18 protein-coding genes and 1 pseudogene are annotated in these 17,756 nt (G+C 34.6%); 1 reads left to right on the top strand and 18 read right to left on the bottom strand.

Annotated features, from left to right (window positions below; all coding sequences use genetic code 11):
* The first annotated feature begins 28 nt into the window (after positions 1 to 28).
* A complete protein-coding gene (locus RCH56_RS02400; protein ID WP_306483402.1) occupies positions 29 to 1,639 on the top strand; it encodes a DEAD/DEAH box helicase in 1,611 nt (536 codons plus the stop codon).
* Between the two features lie 117 nt (positions 1,640 to 1,756).
* Here RCH56_RS02400 and RCH56_RS02405 read toward each other — a convergent pair whose 3' ends face one another.
* The 18 genes and pseudogenes from RCH56_RS02405 to purE all read right to left on the bottom strand — a co-directional run bounded on the left by RCH56_RS02405 (position 1,757) and on the right by purE (position 17,749).
* Positions 1,757 to 2,068, bottom strand: a complete 312-nt coding sequence (locus RCH56_RS02405) for a glutathione S-transferase N-terminal domain-containing protein (RefSeq protein WP_306483403.1) — start codon at positions 2,066 to 2,068, stop codon at positions 1,757 to 1,759.
* Positions 2,069 to 2,175: 107 nt separating this feature from the next.
* On the bottom strand, positions 2,176 to 2,394 hold the full coding sequence (locus RCH56_RS02410) for a DUF3784 domain-containing protein (RefSeq protein ID WP_306483404.1): 219 nt from the start codon (positions 2,392 to 2,394) through the stop codon (positions 2,176 to 2,178).
* On the bottom strand, positions 2,391 to 2,669 hold the full coding sequence (locus tag RCH56_RS02415) for a hypothetical protein (protein WP_306483405.1): 279 nt from the start codon (positions 2,667 to 2,669) through the stop codon (positions 2,391 to 2,393). Before RCH56_RS02415 ends, RCH56_RS02410 begins: the two co-directional genes overlap by 4 nt.
* Positions 2,670 to 2,760: 91 nt before the next feature.
* Positions 2,761 to 4,734, bottom strand: coding sequence for an FtsX-like permease family protein (locus tag RCH56_RS02420; protein WP_306483406.1), 1,974 nt, complete (start codon positions 4,732 to 4,734; stop codon positions 2,761 to 2,763).
* Positions 4,734 to 5,489: an ABC transporter ATP-binding protein gene (locus tag RCH56_RS02425; protein WP_306483407.1), complete on the bottom strand. Its 756-nt coding sequence runs from the start codon at positions 5,487 to 5,489 to the stop codon at positions 4,734 to 4,736. The genes RCH56_RS02420 and RCH56_RS02425 overlap by 1 nt, the downstream gene beginning before the upstream one ends.
* A gap of 83 nt (positions 5,490 to 5,572) precedes the next feature.
* A complete protein-coding gene (locus RCH56_RS02430) occupies positions 5,573 to 6,484 on the bottom strand; it encodes a HAMP domain-containing sensor histidine kinase (RefSeq protein WP_306483409.1) in 912 nt (303 codons plus the stop codon).
* Positions 6,477 to 7,157: a response regulator transcription factor gene (locus RCH56_RS02435; RefSeq protein WP_306483410.1), complete on the bottom strand. Its 681-nt coding sequence runs from the start codon at positions 7,155 to 7,157 to the stop codon at positions 6,477 to 6,479. Before RCH56_RS02435 ends, RCH56_RS02430 begins: the two co-directional genes overlap by 8 nt.
* A gap of 460 nt (positions 7,158 to 7,617) precedes the next feature.
* Positions 7,618 to 8,049, bottom strand: a complete 432-nt coding sequence (locus RCH56_RS02440) for a GNAT family N-acetyltransferase (protein ID WP_306483411.1) — start codon at positions 8,047 to 8,049, stop codon at positions 7,618 to 7,620.
* 75 nt (positions 8,050 to 8,124) lie between these two features.
* Entirely contained in the window at positions 8,125 to 8,604 is a 480-nt protein-coding gene (locus tag RCH56_RS02445; RefSeq protein WP_306483412.1) for a thioesterase, read from the bottom strand.
* 79 nt (positions 8,605 to 8,683) lie between these two features.
* On the bottom strand, positions 8,684 to 8,947 hold the full coding sequence (locus tag RCH56_RS02450) for a hypothetical protein (protein WP_306483413.1): 264 nt from the start codon (positions 8,945 to 8,947) through the stop codon (positions 8,684 to 8,686).
* A 49-nt stretch (positions 8,948 to 8,996) separates the two neighbouring features.
* Positions 8,997 to 10,064, bottom strand: a complete 1,068-nt coding sequence (locus RCH56_RS02455) for an enoyl-CoA hydratase/isomerase family protein (RefSeq protein WP_306483414.1) — start codon at positions 10,062 to 10,064, stop codon at positions 8,997 to 8,999.
* Between the two features lie 7 nt (positions 10,065 to 10,071).
* A complete protein-coding gene (locus tag RCH56_RS02460) occupies positions 10,072 to 10,968 on the bottom strand; it encodes an NADH:flavin oxidoreductase (protein WP_306483415.1) in 897 nt (298 codons plus the stop codon).
* Between the two features lie 160 nt (positions 10,969 to 11,128).
* Positions 11,129 to 12,481, bottom strand: a complete 1,353-nt coding sequence (locus RCH56_RS02465) for a citrate synthase (protein ID WP_306483416.1) — start codon at positions 12,479 to 12,481, stop codon at positions 11,129 to 11,131.
* On the bottom strand, positions 12,474 to 13,481 hold the full coding sequence (locus RCH56_RS02470) for an isocitrate/isopropylmalate dehydrogenase family protein (protein WP_306483418.1): 1,008 nt from the start codon (positions 13,479 to 13,481) through the stop codon (positions 12,474 to 12,476). The genes RCH56_RS02465 and RCH56_RS02470 overlap by 8 nt, the downstream gene beginning before the upstream one ends.
* Before the next feature lie 4 nt (positions 13,482 to 13,485).
* Positions 13,486 to 15,413 (bottom strand): annotated as a pseudogene (locus tag RCH56_RS02475) (aconitate hydratase).
* Between the two features lie 148 nt (positions 15,414 to 15,561).
* The gene (locus RCH56_RS02480; protein ID WP_306483419.1) at positions 15,562 to 16,242 is read right to left on the bottom strand and encodes a phosphoribosylaminoimidazolesuccinocarboxamide synthase; all 681 of its coding nucleotides are present in this window, start codon (positions 16,240 to 16,242) and stop codon (positions 15,562 to 15,564) included.
* 11 nt (positions 16,243 to 16,253) lie between these two features.
* Positions 16,254 to 17,273, bottom strand: a complete 1,020-nt coding sequence (gene purM, locus RCH56_RS02485; RefSeq protein WP_306483420.1) for a phosphoribosylformylglycinamidine cyclo-ligase — start codon at positions 17,271 to 17,273, stop codon at positions 16,254 to 16,256.
* A complete protein-coding gene (purE, locus tag RCH56_RS02490; RefSeq protein ID WP_306483421.1) occupies positions 17,273 to 17,749 on the bottom strand; it encodes a 5-(carboxyamino)imidazole ribonucleotide mutase in 477 nt (158 codons plus the stop codon). The genes purM and purE overlap by 1 nt, the downstream gene beginning before the upstream one ends.
* Between the last annotated feature and the right edge of the window lie 7 nt (positions 17,750 to 17,756).

The following is a 17,756-nucleotide window of genomic DNA, read 5'->3' on the forward strand; positions in this document are numbered from 1 at the left end:
GTTTGTAATATATAGAAAAGGATAATAAATGAAATTTAATGAATTAAATATAGGAAATGAAATTTTAAGGGCAATTGATGATTTAGGATACGAAAAGCCAAGCCCTATACAAGAAGAGTCTATCCCCCATCTTTTGGAAGGGAATGATCTAATAGGAAAATCTCAAACAGGAAGCGGGAAAACTGCTGCCTTTGCCATACCAGCTATAGAAAAAATAGAGGCGAACGGATTAACCCAAGCCCTCATCCTCTGTCCAACAAGAGAGCTTTGTATCCAAGTATCAAAAGAAATCGAAAAGCTTTGTAAATACAAGAAAGAAATCAGAATCCTTCCTGTATATGGAGGAAGTCACATAGTAAGGCAAATCAAAAGCCTAAAAAAGGGAGTAGAAATTGTAGTTGGCACTCCTGGAAGACTTATGGATCTTATGAGAAGAAAGGTCTTAAAGCTCGACCAACTTAAAACAGTAGTCTTGGATGAGGCTGACGAAATGTTTGATATGGGCTTTAGGGATGATATGAAGTTCATCCTTGATAGGACAAATCCCGATAGACAGACTTGTTTCTTTTCAGCTACTATGGGATCTGAAATTCAAGAATTTTCTAAGCTTTATCAAACTAATCCCTACGAAGTCAAAATAAAATCTAAAGAAGTAACTGTTGATAGTATCGACCAATACTATATCAAACTTAAAGAATCTATGAAGGAAGAAGCCTTGATGCGACTTCTAGAAATTCATAAGCCAAATCTTGCTATCGTATTTTGTAATACCAAGAGAAAAGTCGACAGGCTTGTAGAAAGTCTCACCAAGAAAAACTACCTAGTAGACGGCCTCCATGGAGATCTCAAACAAGGTAGTCGTGACCAAGTCATGAAGAAGTTTAGGAATAAAACCATCCAAATCCTTGTTGCAACTGATATAGCTGCTCGTGGCCTTGATGTGGATGATGTGGATATCGTCTTTAACTATGACCTACCTCAGCTTGATGAATACTACGTCCACAGGATTGGAAGAACAGCAAGAGCTGGCAAAAGCGGCCTAAGCTTTTCCCTAATCTCAGGTCGTGATAATAATAGGCTAAGGCAAATCGAAAATTATACCAAGGCCAATATAAAACAGATGCCTGTCCCAACCCTTGTCCAAATGGATAGGCAAAGCGACCTTCGTCTTATAGAGGATATTTCATCAAAGCTTGATAATAAGGAAAAGCTTGATAGGGAAAAAGATATACTCATAAGACTTATGGAAAAGGGTTATGATCCTTTTATGATATGCCAAATCTTACTTAAAGATAAATTAGCTGCTAATAATCATCACGAAAAGCTTGAAGGAATTGACCTTAAATCGGAGAAGAAATCTAAGAGTAAGTCAAATAATAAAACTAAAAAGAAATACGATAAAGAAATGACGACACTTTTTATGAACAGGGGTAAGATTGATAATTTCACCAAGGATAAGATTATAAAGGCCCTAGCGAGGATGGGCAAAGTCCCAAAGGATAAGATAGGGCAAATTAGAATCCAGAAATCCTATAGCTTTATAGATTTAGAAAAGTCCGAAGCTTATAAGGCTATTAGATCTATTAACAATAAGAAAATTTCTGGCAAAAAAGTTAAAATAGAAGAATCAAATAAATAGTTGATTTAAAAATCGTTCCATTGCTTAGAAGAAGTCTCCAATAGGTAGAGGGCTTAGAAGCCCCCCTAAGAGTCAAATTCTAAGAATGGAACGATTTATTTATAAGATTAAATTCTTTTACTTATTTTCTTCTCTCTTAGCCTTATTTTCTTTGGCTTTTTCTAGGAAGTTTTCCTTGGCATAGGCTATAATATCATCTGATTCATACATGGCCTTGCCATCTATTACCATACAAGGAACTTGGGCCTTGCCGCCTACTTCATATAATTTATCTTGATTTTCATATCCTGAAACGACATCTTCTATGTTATATGAAGGGAATTTAATTATATCATTTTCCTTAAAATAATTAAGAACTTTTAGGCAAAATGGACAATCTGGTTTGAAGAATAGTTCAAAATCCCATTCTCTTTTAATTTCTTTTCTCATAGTAATCCTTTCTTTTACTAATCATCTCTCTTATATAACTACCCCATTAATCTTTCTATAATCTTATAGTTTGAGAGATCTGTGTAAAGTTTACCATTCAGGTCTTTCTATAAGAAATATAAAAAAATTGCCAAAATCTCGATAGCTATAAAGATAAGAAAATAAATCTTACCCACTCTTATAGCATAATTCTCATCCTTAAGTCCCTTCTTATAAGCTTTATTGAAGCCATTGATTAAATCATAGGACTTTTTAAAGTAAATCTTATAGCCAAAGAATAGAAAAACAAGGCCAGTAAGAGCTAATATAAGAGCAAAAACTTTCATTTAATCTCCTTCCAATATCTATAAATCACAAGACCATTAATTAAGATAAGCAGGACAGCAAAGCCTAGACAAACTTTTGCCATAGTTGGGACTACATCCATTGCATAGGTCAAATCTTCTTTGGATATTTTTTCTGCATCAAAACAATATGATACGACAATTGTCATAAGACCAATTCCCATGCTTTTATAGGAATATATGATTCTTTGATCGTTATCCCTAATTATGGAAAAAATCCCATTTACTAGGGATAATATCATAAGTAATATCTGCATAAAACCTCTTAAAAATATCTCAACTTTTTCTTTATCTAATTATAACATAAGATTAAAAAAGCCGCCAGGATTATATCCTAAGCGGCTACTTTTACCTACTTACTATCCTGTAGTAGGCCCTGTTTGTTATTTTAAATATCATATAATATATTACTACAAAGACTCCTATCATGATGAAGAAGTATTTTCCGTATTGCATAAAGGTCATCACTCCAAAAAGTGCTAGGAGCTGGTAGACTATTTTGGAAGCTACTAGAGAATTAATTATAGCAAAGACCAGAGGAGCTCCAAATAGATAGCTTATCTGAGAAGCAGACGTCTTTTTGATAAGCTTATCTTCTAGACCAATCTTTTTCATAATCTCATACTTCCTTCTATCTTCAAAGCCTTCGCTTATTTGCTTGTAATAACTTATCAAAATAGTTGAAATGAGAAAGATTATGGCGATTATTGTTCCCAGGAATACGAACCCTCCGTAAAGCTCATAGGCATCTTCCAGATACTTATCTGCGTATTCGATATTTATATCCTTATCCTTAGAATATTCTTCTAGGTTTTTCCTGTAGGTCTTCTTATCTATACCAGTGACGTCCCAGTTTGCTGAAAGAGAAATAATTGAGTCCTTATAACTTGACGTCTTCCTATCAAATAGCTTAAATTCACTAGATAGAAATCTAATTGTATCAAAATCTTTTACAACTATGCCATAAGTCTCGATAGCGACATTAGAAGGGATAAAGTTATCGATAATCTTAACCTTATAAGTCCTATCTGCAATTTCAATTTTATCTTTATCTAGCATAAATTTCTGATTGGCCGTAAGTAGAATTTCATCATCAGCTAATTTATTGTCTTTACCGACTCTCTTATTGTAACTTTCTAAGTCACACGCCACTAGAAAATATGGTTTATGTTTACCATCTCCCATAAAGGTTTCAAACTTATCTCCTTCTACTTGGATACTGGTAAATAGTCCATAGGATATGAAGTCATTAGTAATCTTTCCACCATTAGCTGTAGTGGCCTGAACAATACTTCTAAGTTTTTCTTTTTCTTCTTCTAGATTGTCTTTATCAATCTCTACTGGACTATCCAGATTGTACTCTCTTGGAACAACATTTGTAGCTGAATACTCTATTCGATCGTATATAGATAAGGATGCGGATAGGGCAATTATTACGCCAACGCTCATTATAGAAATACTAGCAAGGGATATAGCATTTGACTTAATTCTATACAAAAGGCCAGATACAGCTAGGAATCTTTCCTTCTTGTAGTAGGACTTCTTTTCTTTCTGTCTTTTTAGATAAATTACAGAAAATGACACAAACAGAATATATGTCGCAAGCATTACTATAAGACTTGCAAGGAAGAAATATCCTAGACTTTTTAGGATACCTTGTGTCGTAATAGCTATATAATAGCCTGATAAAAGCAAGACAAAACCTAAAACCATCAAAATATATCTTGATTTAGGCTCTCCCTCCCCACTTTTTTGATCAGCTAAAAGCTCTACAGGAGTAGAATTATATATTTTTAGACTCGTTGCAAATAAACTTGTTAGAAGAGCTAATAGAAGAAGAAGAATAGTTTCTGTCATCGCTTTTAATGAGAAAGGATAATCCATCAAGCCTCCCGCGACATCTTTCATTAGTTTATTTAAGGCAAGGAAAGATAGCTTACCAAATATATATCCTCCGATAAGACCAATCACTCCTATTATGACAAAAGCAATCAATAACTCTAGAAAAATAATTTTTCTTATATGTCTTTTCTCAAGTCCTAGAATTCCATAAAGAGCAAATTCCTTATTTCTCCTCTTGTTTAGGAAATTTGTACTATATAATAAAAATATAAAAGTTAGTATTCCAATTATAACAATTCCTATATTAATAATCATAGGAAGAGAGGCGTGTCTTTCTCTTACATAAGTGTTAGCAGAAAGACTTGCCATAATATTAAATACCATAAGCATTATCCCAGATGATAGGATAAAGGGAAGATAGACTAATCTGTGCGCTCTAAGGTTTTTAAGAGCGAATTTGTGGGCGATTTTCTTATTCATTATAAATCACCCCTTGATAGCATGATTTGTGACTTGTTGATCCTTTCCATAAAGTCTGGGCGGTTTTCTCCTTCTCCCTTGTAGATTTCATGAAATACAACTCCATCCTTGATGAAAAGAACTCTTTTTGCGAAAGAAGCTGCATTTAGGGAGTGGGTTACCATAAGGACAGTTTGACCCATTTCATTTACCCTAGTAAATAAATCCAGGATCATATTTGAAGAATTTGAATCAAGAGATCCCGTTGGCTCATCAGCTAAAAGTAGGGCAGGCCTTGTAATTAAGGCCCTAGCTATGGCTACCCTTTGCTTTTGCCCACCTGAAATTTGATAAGGATATTTATCTAGGATTTCTTCTATAGCAAGTTTTCCCTTAATCTCTTCTAGTCTTTTATTCATAACCTCTTCCTTCTCATCTGATAGGACAAGAGGCAAATAGATATTATCTCTATTTGTAAAATGGTCTAATAGATTGAAGTCTTGGAAGACAAAGCCCAGCTCTTTTCTTCTAAAAGATGCAAGCTCACTATCCTTAAGCTTTGTCATATCCTTGCCCTTTAGACTAATATTTCCAAAAGATGGCCTATCGAGGGTAGCTATAATATTTAAAAGAGTAGTCTTACCTGCTCCCGACTCTCCCATTATAGAAATGAACTCGCCTTCTTCTACCGATAAGTTCACATCTCTTAGGGCCTCAGTCTTTATGTTCTTACTTTCATAAATGCGTTTAATATTTTTTAATTCTAGTATTGGCATGTATGCCTCCTTTTCTATACTTATATTATAGAATATATAAATATTTCTAGCATTTATCTAATATTACAATATGACTCCTAAACTTACAATTTTGTAAGATTGGCTGGAAAAAATATTAAAAATTCACTTCCTTGACCTAACTTAGACTTAACTTCTACCCTAAGCTTTAAAATCTTAGAAATCTCCCTTACCAAAAATAGGCCCAATCCACTTGATTTATGATTGATCCTACCATTAAAACCCGAATATCCCCTATCAAATATTTTGACCAAGTCTTCATCTCTAATACCTATACCTGTATCCATGACTGAAAGAGTATTTTTCTCCTTATCAAAGGAAATTCTAATCTTACCTTCCTGGGTATATTTTAAAGCGTTAGATATGATTTGTTCAATCATTATGGAAAGAAGCTTAGAATCTGTGAGAACTTCAACCTTGGTATCTTTATAATCGAGAGATATCCTCTTGTTAATAAAAATCAAGGAATATTTTTTAAGAAGGGTCTTGATAAGTCTATCTAAGTCGACCTTTTCTATATCCATATCTGTTGCCCTATCTGTAAGCTTGATGTAATTTATGGCCATATTTGTGTATTCTTCTATATAAAAAATCTCTTCTTTTAGCTTTTTAGTATCAGGATCAGACTTTTTGTTTAAGATTAAGTTGGCAACAGTTATCGGAGTTTTGATCTGATGGGTCCATAGGAGAAAATACTCTTCCAAATCTTTCTTCTCATTGATATAGGTACTTCTTAATCTCTTATTCTCATCCAATAAGTTTTCGTATTTTTCCCTAAAAGATTCTTCCTTTCTAAATTTTGAATATTGAATAGATAAATATATTAGCAAGAAAAATCCTAAAATTTCAAATCCCAAGAGGAATTTGTCTAAAGGAAATTCCGATAGAATGAATATAGCAAAGAAACTAATGGCAAATAAAAAGAACAATCCGATTATATAATTTTGACTTTTTAGAAAATCCTTTAATTTACTCATCCCTTGCCTCTAGGAAATATCCCATTCCCTTTTTAGTTTTTATGAAATTATCCTTGCCAATTTGTCTTAGCTTTTTCCTTAATCTTGTGATATTTACAGCGAGAGTATTATCGTCTATGAAGTTCTCGTCTTGCCAGCATTTTTCTATAATATCTTCCCTCATAACTATATCTCCCTTAGATTCAAATAAACTTTCAAGAATCATAAGCTCAGTCCTTGTCAAAATAGTAGTCTCTTCCCCAAAGGAAATACACGCCTTGGAAAGATCGAGATAGACATCATCGAATTCTAAAATATTTGAATCTATCTTATAATCATAAGCTCTCCTAAGGACCGCTTGAATCTTTGCCCTAGTTACTGCTACGTCAATTGGTTTTGTAATATAATCATCCGCTCCGAAATTCATAGCTTGGATTATATCCATTGACTCTGTGTGAGAGGATATAAAAATAATAGGGACTTTTGAATTCTTCCTTATCTCTTGGGTCCAGTAAAATCCATTAAAGAAAGGAAGAGAAATATCCATAAGGATAAGATCAGGCTTTAAATCTTCTACTTCCTCTACCACCTTGGAGAAGTCCCTTATTTCATAGGTCTCATAAGCCCAGGCCTTAAGTTCTTCTGACAAAAGCCTTGCTATATTTCTATCATCCTCAACTATTAGTATCTTCATTAAGATTCCATCCTTCCTCAAGGAAAATAGCAAATATCAATCTTATACCATTTTCCTTTAAGCTCAATCTTTCCTATATTAGTTATAGTTTATATTAATAGAGGAATTTTTACAAGATTTGATGGATTAGGCGTGGATAATTGTTGGTTGGTTTATAAAATACGAATAAATTTGTACGAACACATGAAATAATTATCTACAGAATCTGCGATTAAAGATAAGTATAGAAATATTAAAAATGTCTGCAAGGAAATTAATTTCTTGTATATAATTTATAATAGGCACGTAGCTTAGTATATTATGAAAACATATGAACATAAGTCCCTAAATCATAAGAAATCTTTTAGAAACTCCTTAATAAGTGAAAATATTAATTTATGGTTTGCTTATGAAATTTTTCTATATATTTTGCAAATATTCATAAACTTGTTAGGGACAATTGTTCATTTTGATTTAATCTCTAGTCTAAATTGAGGATATACATTTCATTTTCCTTTTTTATAAATCCGAATGATTCAAAAAGCTTTTGACTTTGAATGTTGAAACTATAGATTTCAGCCTTAAGATACTTTCTTCCATCTTCCTTTGCTATATCAATTAATATCTCTAAGGCACGTCTTCCGATTTTCTTATTTTGGTATTCCTTTGCTACAACAATCGCAAGCTCATTATTATCTAATAAAGTTATATCCCCAACTATAGATTGACCAAACTTTATATAAAAGCAGTTACCATTTTTACATAAATACCTATACATTCTGATAAGTCTATCCAAATCATAAGTGTAGTCTATATTATCAACCTGCTTGCATAGGGTAGGGTCCTGATACCAAGACAAAGTCCTATCAAAATCATCATAATAATCTATTAATCGAATCTCTTTATTATTCACTACTATCGATTCTCCTAATTAATATTAATAATAACAATAGCCAGAAATAATTTGTAATTCAAGCGATTTTATATATCACATATTATCCTTAACGCCTACAGCAACCATCTTTGCCTCAGCTCTAAGTTCTTCCTTGGCGTACATTTTCATATTTACTATCACTTTCCTATCTCCTATTTCCAAAGGTTCTGATATTATTCTTACAGTCTCAGCCATTGGAGTTGTTTTTTTGAAGTTTATTTCAAGTCTTGCTGTGATAAATCTTCCTATTACTGTATCTTCAGTAAGGTCAAGGCCCTTATCCTTGTGTTTGAAGTAGGCAGCAGAAGCTGTTCCGTGGCAGTCAAATAGCATGGCTATCATTCCACCAAATAAGTTTTGTGGAACTCCGCCTGTGTATTTATCATCTGGGACGATTTCTGCTATACAAGATTTCCCATCTTCACTTGGGTAGGATTTTAGGTGAAGTCCTGATTCGTTATCCGATCCACATCCCCAGCAGTGTTTGAATCTATCTCCGTAGGTGTCTTGAATTGCTATTTTGTTATCAATCATATATTTTCCTTTCTGATTTGTGCAAATGTTTTCTTTGTCATAAATAAATTAGCTCCCAGCCTGAGCTAGAAGCTAGTATTTACATAAAGCTGTAGCCTATAAGCATCACTATTGGAAATGCTAAAATCAGTAAGACATTTAATAAGGCAACTGTTATTGTTTTTTCCTTGATAGCAAATAATAAGCCAACTATACCAAGTATTGGGCAAACTATTAAAGTTCCAATTCCTACAGGTCTTAAGTTCGTATAAGCTTCTAAGATATCAACAGGTAGTATCAAAGATATTCCAAAGGCCAAAAGACCTATTATGAAAAATATCATACTTATCTTTCTCTTATTCATATTCCCCTCCTCTACTAGTAAATTTATACCCAATTTAAGCTAGAGCTAATTATTTCCTAAGCCTTTCTTCATAAGTCTTATCTATTCCTAAAAGCTCTTTAACCTTAGCCATATCTACATCATCTAGGCTTTTAATTGGCCAATTTGGAGAGTCATCTTTATCGATCATGGTTACTCTTATTCCCTCTTCCATTGAGCCAATTTCTACTGAATATTTTAATATTTCATAATCTAAATCTATTGTTTCAGCATAAGTTAAGTCCTTGCAGAGGAAATATTTCTCAAATTGTAGGCTTAGCATAAAAGGAAATCTCTCATTTTGGTTGGCAAGAGTTTTTTTAGCAAAGTCATCTTTTGCATTTGCCTTGAGTTTCTTATAGATTTTCTTATAGGAATCGAGGGAGAAGTATTCTTCAATCTTTCCTAAATCATCTTTTATTTTTGAAGTATTTTCCTTATTTCCATATTCTCTTAAAACTTTCCTAAACTCATCTAATAACCTATCTCCTTCGTACTGGCCAGATAAATCAAACAGTTTATTTATAATTTCTTCATACTTAGATGACTTTATATAGAAATCTGCTAGCTTATATTTAATAAGGTCACTTGCCCCAAGACTTGATCCTGTCAAGGCAAGGTATTGGCCTAGGGCTTGGGGTAGCTTTGAAAGCTCCTTGCATACTCCTACATCTGGAAGAAAGCCAAGTCGAGTTTCTGGCATAGCCCAATTTGTAGTCTCATCTGTAATAATTATATCAGAATTTATACTAAGACCTATCCCCCCTCCCATAACAATACCAAAGTAATGGCTAATTATAGGTTTTTTGTAAGATGCTATATACTTATCCAACTCAAACTCTTCTCTAAAGAACTCACTCTTATCTTTTTTATTAGGCTTTAAAAGATAGTCATTATAGACTTCTTTCAAATCTCCTCCAGAACAAAAGCCTTTCTCGCTAGTAGAATCAAAAAGAATTGCCCTAATTTCTTCGTTCTCTTCCCATTTTTCTAGTATTTTTCTAATTTCTCTAATCATAGCTAGAGTTAGGGCGTTTATTTTTTGAGGTCTATCTAAATATATTATTCCTAGTTTTTCTTTTATTTTTTCTTTAATCATAAAAATCCTATTCTAAAGTAAAATCCTTATTTAACGAAGCTCTTCCTATTCCTACCATATGGCAAGCCCCCTCACTTATTAATTCCTCTGCCTCTTTCTTATTCTTTATTCCACCAGTCATCAATACCTTAACTTTTGTATTTTCTTTAATAGTCTTAGCTTCTTTTGTAAAATAACCAAGGTCATTATCAGAATGTTTTATAAAGCCGTTGATACCACCTGATATATCTATAAAATCTATATATTCTTCCATGAGTTTAACAGCTTCGATAGCATCTTCTAAAGTATTGCCGCCTTCTTCGTAATCACACGCCCCAAGTCTTACCATTATTGGAAAGTCGCCTAAGGCTCTTCTCATTTTCTTTAAAATTTCAAGTAGCACTCTGAGCCTATTTTCTATACTTCCACCGTATTCGTCATCTCTCTTATTTACTAGGGGTGAATAGAATTGATTTAAGAGATAACCGTGGGCACAGTGTATTTCAAGTCCATCAAAGCCCATATCTTTAACTCTTTTACCAGCTTCTACGAACTTATCTTCAATATCCTTTATTTGATCTACTGACAATTCGCTTACACCATCTTCCTTGGTCGGTCCAAATTTTTCACCATCAAGTCTTGTAAGTCTTCCACAGTGAGAAATCTGCATAATGGCGTTGGCTCCTGCTTTGTGGATTACATCTTTTATCTTAATAAGATTTTTCCTATCGTAATTTTCATCAATAGCCATCTGCTTAGGGCTTGCCTTTCCTTTTATATCAGCATAGGCGTGCTCTAATATAATAAGGCCAAAGTCTAACTTAGCCATGGATTCATAATAGTCAATAAGAGCGTCTGTTATTTTTCCATTTATTGAAGACTCCCTCGCCATTGGAGGAAGATAAATATTATTTTTAAATTCCATATAACCTTCTTTCTTTTTACTACCTTATAACTTTACCCAAAATAAAAAAAATCAAGCAAATGATTAAATCCTAGCTTGATTTTCTCTTATATTTTTTCAATCTTACTTATATATAATTTTTTTCTTCTTACAAACTATTTCCTCAAATTTTAATGTAAGCTTATTTTCTTAAATTTAAAGGAAGGTAGTCTTTTACTTGATTTAGCGATTTATAGGCTAGCCTAATAATCTTTGAATCTTCTATTTGCTCAAGCCTATGAGCAGACCAACCAACAGTCCTTGCTATGGCAACCATAGGAAGGTAGAGCTCTACTGGTATATCGAGCATATCATAGACAAAGCCAGAATAAAGATCAACATTTGCACATGGCGGATATAATCTATTCTGCCTATCCATTATTAACTCTTTACCGATTTTTTCTACATTTTCTATAAAATAAAAGTCTTTTTCTCGACCCTTAATCTTTGAAAGTTCCCTAGCCTTCTCTTTTAATAAAACTGCCCTTGGATCGGAAAGTGTATAGACCGCATGGCCCAAACCATATATAAGGCCCTTCTTATCGAAGGCTTTTTTATCCAATATCTTTTCTAGATAGGCCTTAATTTTATCTGTCTTTTCTATATCAATTACATTTTCCCTAATATCCTCAAGCATCCTACTTACTTTTATATCGGCTCCACCATGTCTTGGTCCTTTTAAGGAAGCAAGACCAGCTGCAATAGATGAATAGGTATCAGTTCCAGATGAAGATACTACGTGAGTTGCAAAAGCTGAGTTATTTCCTCCACCATGCTCTGCATTAATTATTAACATCAAGTCAAGTATCTCAGCTTCTTCTTTGCTATATTCTTGATTAGCTCTAAGCATGGCTAAGATATTTTCTGCAATTGTCTGGCTATCATCTGGATTGTGGATTATCAGTGATTTCTTGTCAAAATTGTGGATTTTGACCTGGTAGGAGTAGACTGCAAGGATTGGTATCTTAGAAATTAAAGATAAGGATTGACTTAGTACGTTTAGGGCATCTGTCCCATCTGGATTTTTGTCGTAGGTGTATAGGGCGAGCATGGACCTCATCATTTTATTCATTATGTCAGTACCTGGAACTTTAAGGATTATGTCCTCAAAAAAACCATCCGCCAAGACTCTTTCTTCAACAAGGATACTCTTAAAAGATTTAAGCTCTGCCTCATTGGCTAGTTTGCTGAAGAGTAAAAGGTAGATAATCTCTTCAAAGCCCAATCTCTTATCCTTATCTATATCTTCTACAATTTCTGTAAGAGGATATCCCCTATAGTAGAGTTCACCTCGGCTGGGGATTTTCTTATTATCTATGATTTTATATCCGCACACATCCCCCACCTGGGTTACTCCGACAAGGACTCCAGTCCCGTTTTTGTTTCTAAGCCCTCTTTTTATATTATAATTTTCATAAACTTCTTTTTTTATTTTATTATTTCTTTCAATCTCTTTGGCATAGAACTTTAGTCCTTCTTCTTGTTTCTTATCCATTATTATCACCCAAGAAAGAAATTATTGTATCTGTAATGCCATAAGTTGAATTTGTCCCGCCGAGGTCCCTAGTATAGTTCTTCTTATCCTTCAAAGTTTCATAAATAGCGTCTCTAAGAGCTTTAGCCTTATCTTTTTCTCCTATATCCTCGAGTAGCAAACAAAAGCTTAGGATGAGGGCTATAGGATTTGCGAGATTCTTCCCTGCTATATCTGGAGCAGAACCGTGAATTGATTCATAAATTGCAATGTCCTTACCCTTGTTTACTCCAGGCATAAGGCCCAGTCCTCCAACAAGACCCGCCCCAAGATCTGATAGGATATCTCCATAGAGGTTTTCTGTAACTATTACATCAAATCTTTCTGGATTAATCACCATCTGCATGGCTGTATTATCTACTAGGAGCTCTTCGAATTCTATGTCAGGATAAGCTTTGGCAATATTCCTAGCCACATCAAGGAAAATCCCATCACTTAACTTCATGATATTGGCCTTGCTTATAACGCTGACTTTTTCTCTCTTATTTGCCCTAGCATATTCAAAGGCTGCCCTAATTATTCTCTCTGATTTTTCCCTAGTGATAATTTTAATCGAATGAGCCTCATTAGGAGATATCTCCTCTTCAACTCCAGCATATAGATCTTCGGTATTTTCCCTAAATATAACCATATCCACTCCATCAAACTTCAAATCGAGAGGGCCTGGGGCCTTGATGGGTCTGATATTTGCATATAGGTCAAATTTCCTTCTAAGCTCTACATTAATAGACCTAAATCCATGGCCAATGGGAGTTGTGATTGGTCCCTTGATGGCAATTTTATATTTCTTAATAGAGTCAAATAGGGACTGGGGAATGTAGACCCCCTCCTTCTCAAATACAGAAAGACCTGCATTTACTTCTTCAAATTCTATATCAACTTTTAAACTACTTACTACTTTCTTTAGGGACTCTGTAATTTCTGGCCCTATCCCATCCCCCTTAATTAAAGTTACAAACATACTCCTATAATTCCAATCCTTTCGCATAATTTAGATAGCCACCTTCTAGGAGGATTTCCTTCTCCCTTGCTGATAGATCGGCTTTTAATCTAATCCTTATATCCTTTGTTAAATCTTCTAGGATAAACTCGCCCTTTCCTATATCCTCTCTTATATTTGAAATTCTAATATCGTCATATTCATCTATCTTGTCATAATCAGCTGGATCAACAAATTCTAGGGGAATTATTGCACTGTTAATAAGATTTGACCTGTGAATTCTTGCAAAGGACTTGGCAACTACCGCCTTGATTCCTAGATATAAAGGAATGAGGGCAGCATGCTCCCTAGAAGAGCCTTGACCATAGTTTTCTCCTGCTAGAATAATTCCTCCCCCATATTTCTCACATCTTTCCTTAAAGTCGCTGATTTTGGTAGTGAAGGCAAAGTCTGATAGATAGGCTATATTTGACCTAAATGGTAAGAGTTTGGCATTAGATGGACAGATATCATCCGTGGTTACCCATTACCTGCCTTATAGATTACTTTCTTTTCTATATCATTAAGCTTTTCTGCCTTTGGAAAGTCTTTGATATTTTTCCCCTTAATTGTTTCTTTTATCCTCTTTGATTTATCGTCGATTGGCTTTATAAAATAGGCTTGGCTTTGGTTAAAGCTTACATTTTTATCAAAAGTTGTTTCATATGAAAGCTCTCTTGGATCTGCTATATAGCCTAGTACAGCACTTACAGCACAAGTTTCTGGACTTGCTAGATAGATTTGAGCATCCATAGTCCCAGACCTTCCCTTAAAGTTTCTATTAAAGCTCCTTAGGGAAACTGCTCCCGCCTTTGGAGCTTATCCCATCCCTATACATGGTCCACATCCTGACTCTAATACTCTAGCTCCCGCCTTGATAAAGGTCGCAAAGGCTCCATTTTCTAAGATTTTCTCTAGAATAGTTGCAGATGCTGGGGAAATAACTAAGGAAACATCTGGATGAACTGTCCTATCCTTTAAGATTGAAGCAACTTTCATCAAATCTTCGTAGGATGAATTAGTACAAGATCCTATAGCTACTTGATCAACCTTTATCTTTCCTAAATCAGAAACTTTCATATATTGGTCTGGATAGTGGGGTCTTGCTACAGCAGGTTCAATCTCACTTAAATCTATGTCGATAGTCTCATCATAGGAGGCGTCGGGGTCTGCTTCTAGCTTAATATAATCATCCTCCCTATTTTGTGACTTAAGATACATTCTAGTATTCTCATCTGTCGGGAAAATCGAAGTAGTAGCCCCAAGCTCTGCCCCCATATTACAAATAGTAGCCCTATCTGTAAGAGATAAGGACCTTACACCCTCACCGCTATACTCCATAATATAACCAGTTCCTCCCTTAACACTTAGCCTTCCTAATATGTATAAGATTACATCCTTGGCATTGGCATATGATGGAAGGCTTCCTTTTAGATTTACCCTATATATCTTAGGCACTTTGACAAAGTAAAAGCCACTGGCCATAGCTACTGCAACTTCAAGTCCTCCTGCCCCAATGGCAAGCTCGCCAAGTCCTCCTCCAGTAGGAGTGTGTGAATCAGATCCTAGGAGGGTATCGCCTGGTTTGGCAAACTGCTCTAGATTTACCTGATGGCAAATCCCTCCTCCTGCCTTAGAGAAGGTGATGCCGTATTTATTAGCAGCAGATTTAATAAATTCGTGATCATCTGCATTCTCAAAGCCTTGTTGGAGGATGTTGTGATCTATGTAAGCAAGGGAGTTTTGTGTCTGTACGTTTTCTATATCCATAGCTTCTAGCTGAAGATAGGCCATAGTTCCTGTAGAATCCTGGGTTAGGGTCTGATCGATCCTAATTGCAATCTCTTGACCAGGAATCAATTCTCCCTTGAGTAAGTGACTTTTTAGTATTTTCATAGCTAATGATAAGCCCATAATTTTCTCCTTTACATTAAAGCATTATCGTATTATAGGTATCATTATACTTTTAAATTTATAAAATGAAATTATCTTAGTGATTTTTGACAAAAGAAAACCCTAGCTAAAACTTCCTCTCTCAAAGCTTTAGCTAGAGTCTAATTAATTAACCTAACATTATTTTTTCAAGTTCGAGTGGTTCGATATACTTATCTCCCTTATAGGCTCTCATATTTCCACCAGAGATTTCATCTATAAGAGCAACTTTTCCATCTTCAAGTCTACCAAATTCAAATTTGATATCGTAAAGGTCTAGATCTTTTTTAGCTAGTTCTTCTTTTACAATTTCTCCAATATTAAGAGCGAGCTCTTTAAGTTCTTCGTATTCATCTGATGTCATGATGTTTAATAGGATAAGAGCATCTTTTGTGATTAGTGGATCTTCTCTCTCATCATCTTTTAAAGTGATTTCTACATATGGTTTGATTTTTGTTCCATTTTCTATATATTTTCCATATCTTCTAATGAAAGATCCTACTGCATAATATCTAACTATTACTTCAACACCTTGGCCGAATACTTCTGCTTTTTTAACGACTGCTTCATTCTTATCGAGATCTGCTGAAACAAAGTGAGTTCTAAGGCCTTTATCATTTAATTTTTCATAGAAGAATTTAGTCATACGAACAGCTTGATGGCCTGCGCCTTCCATTGTAAGACCTACGCTGTTTGCACCTGGATCAAATACTCCATCGTTTCCTGTAACGTCGTCCTTGAATTTCAATAAATATTCCTTGTCATTTAATTTGTAAACGTCTTTTGTTTTTCCTGTGTATACTTTTTCCATTTTTAATCTCCTTATAAATTAATTTTTATTTCCTTATTTCCCTTAGTAACTTTTCCAACAATACAAGCCTTACCATCTAGGATTTCCAAGGCTTTCTTAGAATCTTCTTCATCTATAAATACAACCATACCAATACCCATATTAAAGGTATGATACATCTCATCAATATCGATATTTCCCCATTCTTGAATTTTTTCAAAGATCGGATCTATTTTAAATTCACTTAAATCAAAGTCAACGGAAAGATCATCCTTTAAAACCCTAGGGACATTTTCGTAAAGACCTCCACCTGTGATATGGGATATGGCTTTAATATAGACCCTTTCTAACAAGGCTTCTATCTCTTTTGCATAAATTTTAGTAGGAGTTAGAAGTTTATCCCCTATAGTTTGATCTTCATTAAACTTATCAGTAAGTGAAACTTTAGCTTGATTCATACTAGCCCTTACCAAGGAAAATCCATTGCTATGAACTCCTGAAGAATATAGGCCTATGGCTATATCGCCTTCTTTTAGCTTATCTCCATTTATTAGCTTATCCCTATCACATATGCCAACTGCAAAGCCTGCCAAGTCATAATCATCTTCATTATATATACCAGGCATCTCAGCAGTTTCTCCACCTATTAGGGCAGCTCCTGCATCCTTACAACCTTCTGCAACACCTTTGACAAGCTCTGCCATCTTTTTAGGATCAAGTTTTCCGGTTGCTATATAATCTAGGAAAAATAGAGGCTTTCCTCCTTGGCAAAGTATGTCATTTACACACATCGCCACACAGTCAATTCCAACTGTATCATGCTTATCCATATCCATGGCAAGCTTAATTTTTGTACCTACTCCATCTGTCCCACTTAATAAAACTGGATTAGTTAATCCCTTTAGATTTGGTGCAAAGGCTCCAGCAAATCCGCCTATATCAGCTAGGACTTCTTTGCCATGAGTCGCCTTTACGATTTTTTTTATTAACTCTACTTCTTCGTATCCTTTTTCCTTATCTACTCCACTATCCTTATAAGTTAGTTTTGCCATTAGATTTCCTCTAGATTCTTATCATCTGCTATAACTTTTTCAAGCATTTCTTTCTTATAAGCCCTTAATTTATTTTTAAGATTTTCATCTTTTAAGGCTAGAATTTGTATAGCAAGAAGGGCTGCATTATTGCCACCGTTTATGGCAACTGTAGCTACTGGAACTCCCTTTGGCATTTGTACCATTGATAGTAAGGCGTCAAGACCTGCTGTGTTACTTCCACCAACTGGAACTCCTATAACAGGTTTTATTGTCATTCCTGCCATAACCCCTGCAAGATGAGCTGCCAAGCCTGCAATTCCTATATAAACACTACAGTCATCTTTTTTTATTGTCTCTTCCAGAAGATCTAGCGCACGGTGAGCAGAAATTACAGATACTTGGTAATCAATATCGAAGTCCTTTAGGATTGATGTTACTTTTTTGGCGATTTCTACATCTGAGGCTGAGCCCATTATTATTCTTACGTCTGTCATAATTCCT

The sequence above is a fragment of the Anaerococcus sp. genome (assembly GCF_030825785.1).
GTDB lineage: Bacteria > Bacillota > Clostridia > Tissierellales > Peptoniphilaceae > Anaerococcus.

Coding starts and splice junctions, on each gene's coding strand:
- RCH56_RS02400 (WP_306483402.1), top strand. CDS start 29: ATGAAATTTAATGAATTAAATATAGGAAATGAAATTTTAAGGGCAATT.
- RCH56_RS02405 (WP_306483403.1), bottom strand. CDS start 2,068: ATGAGAAAAGAAATTAAAAGAGAATGGGATTTTGAACTATTCTTCAAA.
- RCH56_RS02410 (WP_306483404.1), bottom strand. CDS start 2,394: ATGAAAGTTTTTGCTCTTATATTAGCTCTTACTGGCCTTGTTTTTCTA.
- RCH56_RS02415 (WP_306483405.1), bottom strand. CDS start 2,669: ATGCAGATATTACTTATGATATTATCCCTAGTAAATGGGATTTTTTCC.
- RCH56_RS02420 (WP_306483406.1), bottom strand. CDS start 4,734: ATGAATAAGAAAATCGCCCACAAATTCGCTCTTAAAAACCTTAGAGCG.
- RCH56_RS02425 (WP_306483407.1), bottom strand. CDS start 5,489: ATGCCAATACTAGAATTAAAAAATATTAAACGCATTTATGAAAGTAAG.
- RCH56_RS02430 (WP_306483409.1), bottom strand. CDS start 6,484: ATGAGTAAATTAAAGGATTTTCTAAAAAGTCAAAATTATATAATCGGA.
- RCH56_RS02435 (WP_306483410.1), bottom strand. CDS start 7,157: ATGAAGATACTAATAGTTGAGGATGATAGAAATATAGCAAGGCTTTTG.
- RCH56_RS02445 (WP_306483412.1), bottom strand. CDS start 8,604: ATGATTGATAACAAAATAGCAATTCAAGACACCTACGGAGATAGATTC.
- RCH56_RS02450 (WP_306483413.1), bottom strand. CDS start 8,947: ATGAATAAGAGAAAGATAAGTATGATATTTTTCATAATAGGTCTTTTG.
- RCH56_RS02455 (WP_306483414.1), bottom strand. CDS start 10,064: ATGATTAAAGAAAAAATAAAAGAAAAACTAGGAATAATATATTTAGAT.
- RCH56_RS02460 (WP_306483415.1), bottom strand. CDS start 10,968: ATGGAATTTAAAAATAATATTTATCTTCCTCCAATGGCGAGGGAGTCT.
- RCH56_RS02465 (WP_306483416.1), bottom strand. CDS start 12,481: ATGGATAAGAAACAAGAAGAAGGACTAAAGTTCTATGCCAAAGAGATT.
- RCH56_RS02470 (WP_306483418.1), bottom strand. CDS start 13,481: ATGTTTGTAACTTTAATTAAGGGGGATGGGATAGGGCCAGAAATTACA.
- RCH56_RS02480 (WP_306483419.1), bottom strand. CDS start 16,242: ATGGAAAAAGTATACACAGGAAAAACAAAAGACGTTTACAAATTAAAT.
- purM (WP_306483420.1), bottom strand. CDS start 17,273: ATGGCAAAACTAACTTATAAGGATAGTGGAGTAGATAAGGAAAAAGGA.
- purE (WP_306483421.1), bottom strand. CDS start 17,749: ATGACAGACGTAAGAATAATAATGGGCTCAGCCTCAGATGTAGAAATC.